Raw genomic sequence first — 13,558 nt, 5'->3', positions numbered from 1 at the left:
AAAAACAAACCGGCCACCTGGGAGAAGTGGCCGGTTGATATGTTTTTATTTGAATGTGTTGAGCTGTTCTGCCCTCACATCTCTGGTATGGTCAGCGCCCGCGGATCCGTGGATCCAAAGCGTCGCGCAGACCGTCGCCGAGGTAGTTCACGCTCAGCACGGTGAGCGAGATCGCCATACCGGGCCAGAACACCCGCTCCGGGTATTGCTGGAGATAGTCCGTCGCATCATAGAGCAGACGCCCCCATGTCGGGAAATCAGGCGGGAAGCCCAGGCCGAGGAAGGACAGGGCGGATTCGGTGATGATCGCGGTTGCAATCCCCAGTGTGGCCGAAACCATGATCGGTGACAGCACGTTGGGCAGGATGTGCCGCGAAATCAGCTTGCTGTTGGTGGTGCCGATGGAGCGGGCCGCAAGAACGAATTCCCGTTCCTTGATCGCCAGCACATCGCCACGCACGATCCGCGCGGTGGGCATCCAGCTGGTGATGCCGATCGAGGCCACGATCAGGATAAAGATCCCCTGTTCCGGGCCGAAGGCGGCGTTGAGCGGCTCGCGGAACAACAGCATCATCACCAGCAGAAGCGGCAACAGCGGCAGCGCCAGGAACAGATCGGTCAGGCGCATCAGCGGTCCGTCGAGACGTTTGAAGAACCCTGCGAGAACGCCAACCAATGAGCCGAGGAACAGCGCCAGCAGCATCGCGGTCAGGCCAACGGAGACCGAGGTCGCGCCGCCTGCCATCATCCGGGCCAGCATGTCACGTCCCAGCTGATCCGTGCCAAAAGGATGCGCCCAGCTTGGGCTCTGGTTGCGGGCACGGATATCAATGCGGGTGGCATCAATGTCCCAGAAAAACGGGCCGAGATAGACGGCCAGTACGATCAACAGGAACAATGCCCCGCCAAGCATGGCGCCCTTGTGTGACTTGAACTGATCCCACACATCCAGCCACTGGCTGCGGGGGGGTTGGTCCAGTTCTTCGACCACGCCCGCCGCAGGTAGCGCGGTCGAGGCGGGCACAATCCCTTCGTCGGGCACCAGACGGTCCTTATCAGTCATAGCGGATCCTCGGGTCTAGAATGCCATAGAGCACGTCGGCAATCAGGTTGAACAGCACGATCAGCACGGCAAAGATGAAGGTCAGCGTCTGCACCATCGGCAGGTCGTTGGCCTCGATCGCGCCGATCAGCAGCTGGCCGATGCCGTTCACCTTGAACACCTGTTCGGTGATGATGGCGCCACCGAAGATCGACGGAATCCCCAGCGCGATCACGGTCACGACCGGGATCATCGAGTTGCGCAGAACATGGACCATGACGACCACATATTCGCTGAGGCCCTTGGCGCGGGCGGTGCGGACGTAATCCTGATTGAGGTTGTCCAGCATCGAGGCCCGCATGAACCGGCTCAGCTGTGCGGTGATTTGCAGCGCCAGCACCATGACCGGCATGATCATCTGTTGCAGCTGCTTAACAAAAGACTCCCAGCTGTTCACAACATGAGTGGTGTCGTAGATCGATGGGAACCAGCCCAGCTGGACCGAGAAGATCACAATCACCAGTACGCCGGAGAAGAAGGGCGGCACCGAGAAACCCACCATCGACACAAATGTGCCGACCTGATCGAACCAGCTATACTGGCGATAGGCCGAATAGATGCCGATGGGCAGGGCGATGGCGATGGCGACCAGATAGGCGGTGCCCACGACCCACAGGGTCTGGGGAATACGCTGCACGACGATATCCATCACCGGCGAGCGGGTCTGCCAGGAGATCACCCGCAGGTCACCTGCGGAGAAGCTGGTGCCAAAATAATAATCGATCAGAACCTGAGGTTCGATCCAGAAGAACTGCACGATCCATTTCCAGAATCGGATATGCGCGGGTTGGCCAAGGCCAAGCGCTTCGCGCATCTTTTCTTTGACTTCGGGGGGGACGGTCAGAGGGACCTGAGCCATCGGGTCACCGGGCGCAAGTTCAAGCAGCAGGAAGATCACCAGGCTGATGAACAGAAGCGTCGGTACCGACAGGACAAGGCGTCTGATTGTAAAGGTCAGCATCCAGTAGGCGCCTTTGCAATTGGAAGAATGGGGTGGAACTGGGCGGTCTTTTGCCTGAGATCCATTTCTGGCCGACGCAATGACGTCATTCGGACGTGAATGGCAAGAGGCCCCAGCGCGTTAACCGGGGCCTCTGCAGGCGTTTGACGCTGCTTACTCGGTGCGGTGCCAGTCAGCGGCGTTCCACAGTTCGCTGTCCCAGACGTTCAGATCCACACCGCCAAGGGTGTTGGAGCGCGCGGAGAGGCGACCACGGTGCACCAGCGGAATCATACCACCTTTTTCGACAATGATGTCGTTCAGGCGCTTGGCGATTTCCGCGCGGGCTTCCAGACCTGCGGTCTGCGCCAGCTCTGCGTGCAGCTTGTCGAACTCTTCGTCACAGAAGCGGGAGATGTTCTCGCCCTGCCACTGGGTCTCGGGACGCGGTGCCTTGTCGCACAGACCGTTGCCCAGGTAGGACTGCGGATCGGTGCCATTGAAGGTGTTGGCGTACATTTCGACGTCAGCATAGAACTTCTGGAAGGTGTCGGGGGAACCCGGATCACCACCGAAGAAGACGGATGCGTTGATGTTGCGCAGCTCGGTTTCGATGCCGATTTCGCTCCACCACTGTTTGATCAGCGCCTGGAAGTCCTGACGCACAGCGTTGGTCGAGGTCTGATACAGGATCTTCATCGGCTTGCCATCGGGGGTTTCCCGTACGCCGTCGCCATTGGTGTCCTTGTAGCCTGCTTCGTCCAGCATGGCGTTTGCGCCTGCGATGTCCTGAGTGTCACAGGTCATCGAGTCGGAGTTGAAGGCCGCAGGTGCCGGCACCCAGTTACAGGTGACCTTACCAGCCTTGCCATAGCCGATTTCCACCAGCAGCGGGCGGTCGATGGCCATCGACATGGCTTTGTAGACCGCAGGATCGCTGAGGAACGGATGCGGGCGGATCACCGAACGCTCATCCGGGCCAAGTGCCGGATCGGGGTTGGTGTTGTTCAGCATGATGCGTTCGACCAGCGGGCCGAAGCCAGCAACTGGCACGCCTTTGCCGCCGGCTTCCATCTGGGCGACCACTTCGGGCGCCAGCTGAAGGTTCCAGGCGTAGTCGAATTCACCGGTTTCCATGACCGCACGGCCCGCAGCAGTTGCGTCGCCGCCCCCTTTGAACAGGAGCTTGGCAAAGGCCGGCTTGGCCGGGTCGCGGTAGTTGTTGTTGGCCGACATGGTGATCACGTCGTTGGGCTTGAACTCATCCACGACAAACGGGCCGGTGCCGATCGGGGCAAAGTTCGCTTCGGTACACTCAGGTGCCTTGGCGCCCAGGCATTCGGCAAATTGTGCCGCCTGAATGATCGGGCTTTCGCCGCCGACAAACGGGCCATAGGGGAAGGGGGTCGGCTTGTCGAAGGTGACCTTGACGGTCAGATCGTCAACGGCCTCGACATTGGTGACTCCTTCGAATTTGGTCACCTGCGCGCAGCCGCCCTCGGGGTGCATACAGTATTCGGCGGTGAATTTCACGTCATTCGCGGTGAAGGGCGTGCCATCGGACCACAGGATGCCGGGTTTGATTTTCCAGGTGATCGAGGTGAGGTCTTCGCTCACGCCGCCATTGTCGACGGTGGGAATGTCCTCAACCAGGTAGGGAACCATCTCACCTTGCGGGTCGTAGCGGGCCAGCGGCTCGATCACGAGGGAGGCGGATTCCACATCCTTGGTGCCACCCGAAAGGAAGGGGTTCAGGATCGAGGGCGCTTGCCAATAAATAATGTTAACCTGGCCGTCGGATCCCCGTTCGGCAAAGGCTGCGGGAGCAAGCGCGGCTGACGCAATTGCACCCAGCAAAAGGGTCTTGATTTTCATAATTCACTCCTTGTCGGACACGTAAGTGCCTTCTTTATGACCGGGGCTTTGGCGCCCCGGAGATTTGCCACATCACTGCGGTCTGTGCGTTTGAGCACGCGCTATCTGCCGGGCGTTGGCTGCGATCACGTTACCGCGATCATGGCTTGCAACCGGAGGCAGGCGTGGCTGCACTGAAGGTATCGAATACAGACTCCTGCCAAATTGCAAGACTTCCGTCGGAGAAAAAATCGCGCAGGGTTAGGAGGTGGGTTTGACGGGGTCAACGCAGGTGCGTACACATTTCTGTTAACGCCATCGAAAAAGAAGAACACGAAGGGGACGTCACGGTGCTGGATCAACCAATCGCGCAAATTAAGGGACTCCGGGTGGAGTTTCAGACAAAGGACGGTCCGGTTGTGGGGGTGAAGGATGTCTCCTTTGACATCAATCCCGGCGAAACCGTTTGCATCGTTGGCGAATCCGGGTCCGGCAAATCGGTGTCCTCACTGTCGCTGATGCGGCTGGTTGAGTTCGGCGGCGGCGACATTACTTCGGGGCAGCTGCTGTTTGACCGTCGCGACGGCGAGGAGGTCGACCTCGGCAAGACCGATCAGGCGCTGATGAAACAGATTCGCGGCAATGAGATCGGAATGATCTTTCAGGAGCCGATGACCGCGCTCAACCCGGTGTTCACCGTCGGCCGTCAGCTGACCGAAGGGTTGCGGATCCACAAGAACCTCAACAAGAAACAGGCCGAGGCCCGTGCGCTGGAACTGCTGCGTGAAGTGCGGATCCCCGAGCCGGAGCGCCGCCTGAAGCAATATCCACACGAACTGTCCGGCGGTATGCGCCAGCGGGTCGTGATTGCCATGGCCATGGCCTGCGAACCGCGCCTGCTGATCGCGGATGAGCCGACAACCGCGCTTGATGTGACCATCCAGGCCGAGATCCTGGCGCTGATGGACCGACTGAAGCGCGAGACCGGCACTGCGGTGATGTTCATCACCCACGACATGGCCGTCGTGGCGCAGATGGCGGATCGCGTTGTTGTCATGTATCGCGGCAACAAGGTCGAGGAAGGCACCGTCACCGAAATCTTCGAGAACCCGCAGCACGACTATACAAAGGCGCTGCTGGCCGCCGTTCCCAAACTGGGCGAGATGCGCGGCAAGGACTACCCGGAGCCGATGAAGCTGATGGGTGTGGAACAGCAGGAGATCAAGCCGATCAAGGGCAGCGACGAGGTGCTGCTGGAGGTGCGCAACCTGGTGACCCGCTTCCCGGTAAAAGGCGGCGTTCTGCGCCGCACCATAGCCAATGTTCACGCGGTGGAGGATGTCTCCTTCAAGGTGTTTAAAGGGCAGACGCTGTCGCTGGTCGGGGAATCCGGCTGCGGCAAGTCCACTGCCGGACGGTCGATCCTGCGGCTGGTGGAGCCGCTGTCCGGGTCGGTGGAATTTGAAGGGCGCGATATTCTGGGTCTGAACCCGCGGGAGCTGCACAAGGCGCGCCTTGATATGCAGATGATTTTTCAGGATCCCTTTGCCTCGCTCAATCCGCAGATGCAGCTGCTGGATCAGGTGGCGGAGCCGATGCGCAACTATGGGCTTGCCTCCGGCTCCGAATTGCAGGACCGCGTCGCCAATCTGTTCGACAGGGTGCATCTGCCGCGCAGCTTCATGCGCCGTTATCCGCACGAAATGTCCGGCGGTCAGCGGCAGCGCATTGCCATCGCCCGCGCGCTTGCGCTCAACCCGAAACTGATCGTCGCGGATGAGGCCGTTTCGGCGCTGGATGTGTCGGTGCAGGCGCAGGTGCTTAACCTGATGATGGAACTGCAATCAGAATTGGGCCTGTCCTTCTTGTTCATCAGTCACGATATGGCGGTGGTCGAACGGGTCAGCCATCAGGTCGGTGTGATGTACCTTGGCCGTATCGTGGAACTGGGACCGCGGGCGCGGGTCTTTGAGAACCCGCAGCACGCCTATACGCAGGCCTTGATGAAGGCGGTGCCGATTGCCGATCCAAATCAGCGCAAATCGGAGAAGGACCTGAATTTCAAACCGATCCCATCGCCGATCCATGATCTGAACTACGAGCCGGAGCCATCGCAATATATCGAGGTGGAACCGGGGCATTTCGTTCTGACAACTGACAGCGGCTACTAAGGGTATGGCAGATCAGCTCAGCCCGCTGGAGATCATGACCAAGCTGATCTCCTTTCCCACTGTCAGCAGCGAAACCAACCTGCCGCTGGTGGATTGGGTTGAGGGCTATCTGGCAAGCCACGGCATCACCACGCATCGCTGGGTCGATCCCGAGCAGCCGCATAAAGCGGCGGTCTTTGCCCATGTTGGCCCCGAGGTCGAGGGGGCTGTTGTGCTCTCGGGGCACACGGATGTGGTGCCCATCGAAGGCCAGCCCTGGGACAGCGATCCCTTCACCGTGGTCGAGCGGGATGGCAAGTATTACGGGCGCGGCACCTGCGATATGAAAGGCTTTGACGCGCTGGCGATCTGGGCGCTGGTGGCCGCCCATTATCGCGGCGTCGCGCGGCCCTTGCAGCTGGCGCTCAGCTTTGACGAAGAAGTCGGCTGCACCGGCGCGCCGCCCATGATTGTCGCGATGCAGGAGGTCCTGCCAAAAGGATCCTGTGTCATCGTTGGTGAGCCTTCGGTGATGCGACCGGTGACCGGGCACAAGGGCGGGATCGGCTACAGCACCCATCTGGTGGGTTTTGAGGTGCACAGCTCGCTCATGCACACCGGTGTCAGCGCCATCATGCAGGGCGCACGGCTGATCGACTGGGCCAATGCCCGCAATTCCGAGAATATGGCTAAGGCGCCGGATGAGGTTGCAGCGCTGTTCACGCCTCCCTTTACCACCTGTCATGTCGGGATGATCAACGGCGGAACCGCGCATAATATCACCGCAAAGGACTGTCGCTTCGTGATGGATTTCCGCGTGGTGCCGGGCGAATCTGCCGCCGACTGGGAGGCCGCCTATCTGGCCAGGGTGCGTGAGGTTGAGGCGGAGATGCAGGCGATCCATCCCGACACCCGCATCGACGTCAGCAAGAAATTCAACGTTCCGGGGCTGGTCCCCGAGGTCGAGGGCGAGGCAGAGACGCTGGTGCGCTCTCTCACCGGGGATAATGGCACCCATGTGGTGAGCTATGGCACCGAGGCCGGACAGTTTCAGGAGGCGGGCTATTCCGCCGTGATCTGTGGCCCGGGTGACATTGCCCAGGCCCATCAGCCCAATGAATATATCGAGGTGTCGCAGTTCGACGCGGGCCACCACTTCATGCAGCAGCTGGTCGACCGGCTGGCATCCTGAGCCCAGAACAACGGCGCGTCGGCGGCAGCTGTTTGGGCTGATCACGGCCTAAGGAGATCTGCTTGCACGTCGATACTTGATAAGGCAACTTTTCTGGCAGAGAGTGGCCGCAGACCCCGGACGTTAGCGCTGTCGCCGGTCTGCACAGCCTGACTCAACGCGCATCGCCGAGGTGCAGGCTCAGTGCGCATCAGCCAGCGGTGCGATTGGGGAACGACGGATCAAGTGTAGGGAGACACCCATGCCGATCAAGAATCGCCTGTCCGAAATGCACGCCGAAATCACCGGCTGGCGACGTCACCTGCATCAGATGCCCGAGCTGCTCTATGAGGTGCATAAGACAGCGGCCTTCGTCGAGGAAAAGCTACGCAGCTTTGGCATCACAGACATTACCACCGGGATTGGCCGGACCGGGGTTGTCGCTGTGATCGAGGGCAAGGCGAACACCTCTGGCCGGGTCATTGGCCTGCGCGCGGATATGGACGCGCTTCCCATCACCGAGGCGACCGGGCTGGACTATGCGTCGCAGACACCGGGGCTGATGCACGCCTGTGGCCATGACGGTCATACCTCTATCCTGCTTGGGACCGCCAAATACCTGGCCGAGACCCGCAATTTCGACGGCAAGGTTGTGCTGATCTTCCAGCCCGCCGAAGAAGGCGGCGCCGGGGGAAAGGCGATGTGTGACGATGGCATGATGGATCGCTGGAACATTCAGGAAGTCTATGGCTTGCACAATGCTCCGGGGATCCCTGTTGGCGAATTTGCCATCCGGTCCGGGCCTCTGCTTGCCTCCTCCGATGAGTTCGAGATCAGGGTGACTGGGGTCGGCGGCCATGCAGCAACCCCGCATGAGGCAATTGATACCACGCTGGTCGCGGCACAGATCGTGGTCTCGCTCCAGTCTATCGTGGCGCGTAATATCGACCCGCTGAAACGTGTGGTGTTGACCGTTGGCACATTTGAGACAGACAGTACCGCCTCTAATGTCATTGCCCATACCGCGCGTCTGCAGGGGACGGTGCGGACGCTGGAAACGGAGTGCCGCGGTCAGGCCGAGATCCGTGTGCGCCGCATTGCGGAGGATATCGCCTCTGCCTATGGCGCCCATGCCGAGGTCATCTGGACGCCGGGCTATCCGGTCACCGTAAATACCGAGGCTGAGACCGGATACGCGGTTGAGGCCGCGCGCGCTGTTGCGGCCAAGGTCAGCGATGACACCGACCCGATCATGCCCTCCGAAGATTTCGCCTATATGCTGGAAGAACGTCCGGGCGCCTATATCTTCCTCGGCAATGGCGACACCGCCATGTGCCACCACCCGGCCTATGATTTCGACGATGAGGCAATTCCGCTCGGATGTAGCTGGTTTGCCGAACTGGTCGAACGACGTCTGCCCGCAGCCTGAGGATTACCCGATGCCCGTGAAGAACCGCTTTGCCGAAATGCACGCTGAAATCACCGCCTGGCGTCGGGATATCCACCAGCACCCCGAAATCCTGTATGAGACGCACCGCACCAGCGCGCTGGTTGCCGAGAAACTGCGGGCCTTTGGCTGCGACGAGGTGGTGACCGGTGTTGGCAGGACCGGGGTTGTCGGGGTGATCCGGGGGCGCAGCGACACGCAGGGCCGCGTGATCGGCCTGCGGGCCGATATGGATGCACTTCCTATGGCGGAGGATACCGGCCTGCCACATGCGTCGAAGATCGACGGGGCAATGCACGCCTGCGGCCATGACGGTCATACTGCGATGTTGCTCGGGGCTGCGAAATATCTGGCGGAGACGCGCAATTTCGATGGTGCGGCGGTGGTGATCTTTCAGCCCGCAGAAGAGGGCGGCAACGGTGCGGAGGCCATGTGCAAGGATGGGCTGATGGACCGTTTCGGCATCGACGAAGTCTATGCCATCCACAATTCGCCGGGGCTGGAGCTGGGCCAATTCGCGCTGCGGCCCGGCCCCATTCTGGCATCGGTCGACGAGTTTATCATCCGTCTTCAGGGGCGCGGCGGCCATGCTGCCAAACCGCAGGAAACCGTCGATACCACGGTGATGATGTGTCAGCTGATCACCGCCCTGCAATCCATCGTGTCGCGGAACGTCGATCCGGTGATGCAGGCAGTTCTATCGGTCACCTCGGCAGAAACGTCATCGAAGGCCTATAACGTCATTCCCGACCGGGCCGAGGTAAAGGGCACCATTCGCACCCATTCTCCGGACGTTCGGGCGCAAATCCCGGAACGGCTGCGCGCGGTGACTGCCGGTATCGCGCAGAGCTTTGGCGGTTCGGCGGAGGTGGAGTTCGTGAACGGCGTGCCGGTGACCATCAATGACGCTGCCGCAACCGAATATGCCCATGCGGCTGCGGTGGCTGTGGCCGGTCGTTGCGCGGAGGTGCCCCTGGCGATGGGGGGCGAGGACTTCTCCTTTATGCTGGAGGAACGCCCCGGTGCGATGATCCGCGTCGGCAATGGTCCCTCTGCTGGGCTGCATCACCCGGCCTATGATTTCAACGATGACGCAATTCCCAGCGGATGCAGCTGGTTTGTCACCCTGATTGAGCAGCGCCTGCCGCTGCCCTGACGGGCAGGCGCGCTGCGCCCTGATCCAATTACCCGAATACGGCGCAGACCATGACGGTCGGCGCATTGAGCAAAAAAGAGGATATTATCATGCCTGTGAAGAACCGCTTTGCCGAACTGCAAGAGGAAGTCACCGCCTGGCGCCGTGACATTCATGAAAACCCCGAAATCCTGTTCGAGACCCATCGCACCAGCGCTCTGGTCGCTGAGAAGCTAAAAGAATTCGGCTGCGACGAGATTGTCACCGGCATTGGCCGGACCGGTGTTGTGGGCGTGATCAAGGGCAAGTCTGACAGCTCCGGCAAGGTCATCGGTCTGCGCGCCGATATGGACGCGCTGCCGATCCATGAGCGGACCGGTCTGGATTATGCCTCCAAAACCGATGGCGCGATGCATGCCTGTGGCCATGACGGCCATACTGCGATGCTGCTGGGGGCGGCCAAATACCTGTCTGAGACCCGCAATTTCGACGGTACTGTCGTGGTGATCTTCCAGCCCGCCGAAGAAGGCGGCGGCGGCGGCAAGGAAATGTGCGACGACGGCATGATGGATCGCTGGAATATCCAGGAGGTCTATGGGATGCATAACTGGCCGGGTCGGCCGGTTGGATCCTTTGCGATCCGCCCGGGTGCTTTCTTTGCAGCGACGGACCAGTTCGACATCACCTTTGAAGGGCGCGGTGGCCATGCCGCAAAGCCGCAGGAAACCATCGACACCACCGTGATGACGGCGCAGGCGGTGCTGGCGCTGCAAACCATCGCCTCGCGCAATGCGGACCCGGTGCATCAGATCGTTGTGTCCGTAACCTCCTTTGAAACCTCCTCCAAGGCGTTCAATGTGATCCCGCAGAGTGTCCAGATCAAAGGCACCGTGCGTACGATGTCGGGCGATATGCGGGATCTTGCGGAGAAGCGCATCAAAGAGATCTGTGCCGGTGTGGCAGCGACCTATGGCGGCACGGCTGAGGTGACCTATCACCGCGGCTACCCGGTGATGGTCAATCATGAAGAACAGACCGAATTTGCAGCCAAAGTGGCCCGCGACATCTCCGGCAGCTGCGATGACGCGCCGCTGGTGATGGGGGGCGAAGACTTTGCCTTCATGCTGGAAGAGCGCCCCGGTGCCTATATTCTGGTCGGCAACGGCGATACCGCCGCCGTGCACCACCCGGAGTACAACTTCAACGATGAGGCGATCCCGGCGGGCTGTAGCTGGTGGGCCGAAATCGTCGAGCAGCGCATGCCTGCTGCCTGATCAGCCCGTCATCCAGTCGGTGACCTGCTTGCCTGTCCCATCGGGGCAGGCAATTTGCGTTCTGGCCGGTGAAGGGGAGCTGGATCAGCCTGCGGACCAGAGGTCCTGATAGACCGCGTCAATCCCATCGGCCTCGGCGCTTGCGCTGAAGGTCGTTACCGCGAGGTCACGCCCGGCGCGCCCGAAATCCAGCAGCTGATCGGGTGTCGACAGCAGGCGATCTGCAGCTGCCGCCGCGGCCTCGGCAGCTTCCAGCGGCACCACCGTCCCAACCGTTCCCTGTGCGGAGAACGCGCGGTAGTAGCCTGTGTCTGACCCGACAAAGGGGACGCCGCTTGCCAGCCCCTCCAGCGGAGCCATGCCATAGCCCTCATAGCGCGGCAGCTGCATCACCAAGGACAGCGCCCGTATCACACGCGGCAGATCGCCAGCCGGAATTTCGCCGGGAAAGAGGATGCGATCGCCAAGGCCAGCCGCCGCAATCCGGGCCTGCAGCCCCTTCAGAAAGCCCTGATGCTCCCGCGCAGCGCGGCCGACCACCAGAGCCACCAGACCGGGGTGATCCGGCAGCAGGCGCAGCATGGCGTCCACGAATAGATCGGTGCCCTTCTCGGGGCGAATGCGCCCGATGGTGGCAATCCCCTGCTGGCCTCCATACCCCAGCGCGGCCCAGGCGGAACTGCGGTTTTCCGCCGGTGTGAACAGATCTGTATCGACGCCATGTGGCACCACCGCGCGGACATGCGGGACATAGGCCGCTGCGGCCTCGGTGGTTGCGATCACAGCGTCCATGCGCGAGATCAGCCAGCGCGGAAAGGCCGAGTGGCGCCGCTGCGCCGCCGAGGTGAAGACAATGCGGATGGGCAAGCGCAGGACGTCGCGTGCCCAGATCGCCGCACGCATTTCGGTGTTGCGCCTCACATGCCAGATGGCAAAGTGTTTGGCGGGATCATGCCTGCGTGAGGCCGCGCGGGCAGCGGCGATGCTGATGGGGTCCGGGCAGCCGGGCAGGGCGCGTCCGACGAGCGCCATATCATAGCGGCCCGCCTGCTGACGGATCACATTGGCGGCGGTTGCCGAAACGCCGGTGAAGTTGCGATTGAAATTGGTGACAAGAAGGTCGGCCATCTGCGGGTCCCGTTCAATGGGGCTGGCTGGCGGGCGACAGCGCCAGATTGTCGATCAGCAGATCAACCACGCCATCAAGCGCTGCCGCCTGTGCCGCGACCACGCCCCGCGCCGCGTTGCGCGCTGCGTTGAGGGCGGCATCATCAACCATCCAGTGGCTTACGGCACCTGCTAGCCCCTTGGCATCATTGACCTCGACCGCGCCGCCCGCGCTGATCAACGGCGGATAGGTCTCGGCGAAGTTGGAGTATCCCGGACCCGTGATCACGGCAGCGCCTGCCTGTGCTACCTCAAAGGGGTTATGGCCGCCGATGGGCGCAAGGGAGCCACCAAGAAACACGATGGGCGACAGCGCATACCAGGTGCCGACTTCGCCCAATGTGTCGGCAAGATAGACCTGGGTATCCGCTGTCAGCGGCTGACCGGCGCTACGGCGCGCAACGCTGAGGCCTGCCTGCTCGATCAGCGCGATGATGTCCTCGGCTCGTTCCGGGTGGCGGGGGGCCAGCAGCAGGCAGATGTCCGGGTCCTCGGCCAGCAGCGTCTTATGCGCGGCGATCACCGTCTCTTCCTCGCCCCGGTGCGTGGAGCTGGCCACCCAGAGCGGGCGCTCGCCAAGCTCTGCGCGGACCGCATCAAGGGCCGCCTGATCGACGGGCAGCGGAGCGGAACCGGCCTTGAGGTTGCCGCTGGGATGGACTTTGTCCGGTGTGGCGCCCAGCTCGATCAGGCTTTCCCCCATCTGCGGGTTCTGGCTGAGCAGCAGATCAAACTTCTGCATCACAAACGCCGCGGTGGCCGGTTTCGATTTCCACCGCGCCACAGACCGGGCCGAGAGGCGGGCATTGACCAGCGCGAGCCGCACAGCAGCCTGTTCAGCGGCATGGAGCGTTACCGGCCAAAGCTCGCTTTCGACAAAAAGCGCTGCATCGGGCTGCCAATGGCGCAGGAACCGATCGACCGGGGCGGTGGCATCCAGCGGGGCGAACTGGTGGCGACAGTTGGCGGGCATACGCTTGGCCATCATCTCAGCCGAGCTGGCGGTGCCGGAGGTCAGCAGAAACTCCGCGCCGGGCAGCCGTGGGGCCAGTTTGTCAATCAGGCTGAGCGCTGCGAGGCTTTCACCGACCGAGGCCCCGTGCAACCAAAGCAGAGGCGCAGGCCTGCCGTCCGGTCCGCGTGGGGTCGGGCGCGGCTGGCTGGCATAGCCCAGACGCTCGCGCTGCCGTGTGGGAGAAACGCCATGGTCGGCGAGCTTGCCCGCCACCTTGCGAAACGCGAATGGTGCCAGCAGCGAAGTGACGCCACGGTAGAGGTGAAACAGCAGCGTCGGCGCGCTGGTCCTGCGGCTGGCCAT

Annotated in this window: 10 protein-coding genes; 5 read left to right on the top strand and 5 right to left on the bottom strand. The window is 61.8% G+C overall.

What is annotated here, in order from left to right:
- Positions 1-91 precede the first annotated feature (91 nt).
- From VWY60_RS10340 to VWY60_RS10330, 3 genes are all read right to left on the bottom strand, one after another.
- Entirely contained in the window at positions 92-1,063 is a 972-nt protein-coding gene (locus tag VWY60_RS10340; protein WP_416540409.1) for an ABC transporter permease, read from the bottom strand.
- Positions 1,056-2,063: an ABC transporter permease gene (locus VWY60_RS10335; RefSeq protein ID WP_416536790.1), complete on the bottom strand. Its 1,008-nt coding sequence runs from the start codon at positions 2,061-2,063 to the stop codon at positions 1,056-1,058. Before VWY60_RS10335 ends, VWY60_RS10340 begins: the two co-directional genes overlap by 8 nt.
- 153 nt (positions 2,064-2,216) lie before the next feature.
- Complete coding sequence (locus tag VWY60_RS10330) at positions 2,217-3,917, bottom strand: peptide ABC transporter substrate-binding protein (RefSeq protein WP_416536791.1); 1,701 nt, start codon at positions 3,915-3,917, stop codon at positions 2,217-2,219.
- Between the two features lie 329 nt (positions 3,918-4,246).
- Between VWY60_RS10330 and VWY60_RS10325 the strand changes: the two genes are divergently transcribed.
- The 5 genes from VWY60_RS10325 to VWY60_RS10305 all read left to right on the top strand — a co-directional run bounded on the left by VWY60_RS10325 (position 4,247) and on the right by VWY60_RS10305 (position 11,073).
- Positions 4,247-6,067, top strand: coding sequence for an ABC transporter ATP-binding protein (locus VWY60_RS10325; RefSeq protein ID WP_340545092.1), 1,821 nt, complete (start codon positions 4,247-4,249; stop codon positions 6,065-6,067).
- 4 nt (positions 6,068-6,071) lie between these two features.
- The gene (gene argE, locus VWY60_RS10320) at positions 6,072-7,238 is read left to right on the top strand and encodes an acetylornithine deacetylase (RefSeq protein ID WP_416540408.1); all 1,167 of its coding nucleotides are present in this window, start codon (positions 6,072-6,074) and stop codon (positions 7,236-7,238) included.
- A 241-nt stretch (positions 7,239-7,479) separates the two neighbouring features.
- Positions 7,480-8,646: a M20 aminoacylase family protein gene (locus tag VWY60_RS10315; protein ID WP_340545094.1), complete on the top strand. Its 1,167-nt coding sequence runs from the start codon at positions 7,480-7,482 to the stop codon at positions 8,644-8,646.
- A gap of 10 nt (positions 8,647-8,656) precedes the next feature.
- Positions 8,657-9,820 (top strand): M20 aminoacylase family protein, encoded by a 1,164-nt coding sequence (locus VWY60_RS10310; protein WP_416540407.1) that lies wholly within the window; start codon positions 8,657-8,659, stop codon positions 9,818-9,820.
- Between the two features lie 89 nt (positions 9,821-9,909).
- A complete protein-coding gene (locus VWY60_RS10305; protein ID WP_416540406.1) occupies positions 9,910-11,073 on the top strand; it encodes a M20 aminoacylase family protein in 1,164 nt (387 codons plus the stop codon).
- An 84-nt stretch (positions 11,074-11,157) separates the two neighbouring features.
- Here VWY60_RS10305 and VWY60_RS10300 read toward each other — a convergent pair whose 3' ends face one another.
- Together VWY60_RS10300 and VWY60_RS10295 are read right to left on the bottom strand one after the other, a co-directional pair.
- Positions 11,158-12,201, bottom strand: a complete 1,044-nt coding sequence (locus VWY60_RS10300; protein ID WP_416540405.1) for a glycosyltransferase family 4 protein — start codon at positions 12,199-12,201, stop codon at positions 11,158-11,160.
- A gap of 13 nt (positions 12,202-12,214) precedes the next feature.
- On the bottom strand, positions 12,215-13,558 hold the full coding sequence (locus VWY60_RS10295; RefSeq protein ID WP_416540404.1) for a 3-deoxy-D-manno-octulosonic acid transferase: 1,344 nt from the start codon (positions 13,556-13,558) through the stop codon (positions 12,215-12,217).

Origin of the sequence: Phaeobacter sp. JH20_26 (assembly GCF_048056275.1) — a bacterium.
GTDB classification, from domain to species: domain Bacteria; phylum Pseudomonadota; class Alphaproteobacteria; order Rhodobacterales; family Rhodobacteraceae; genus Phaeobacter; species Phaeobacter bryozoorum.
This window is presented reverse-complemented; position numbering and strand designations above follow the sequence as displayed.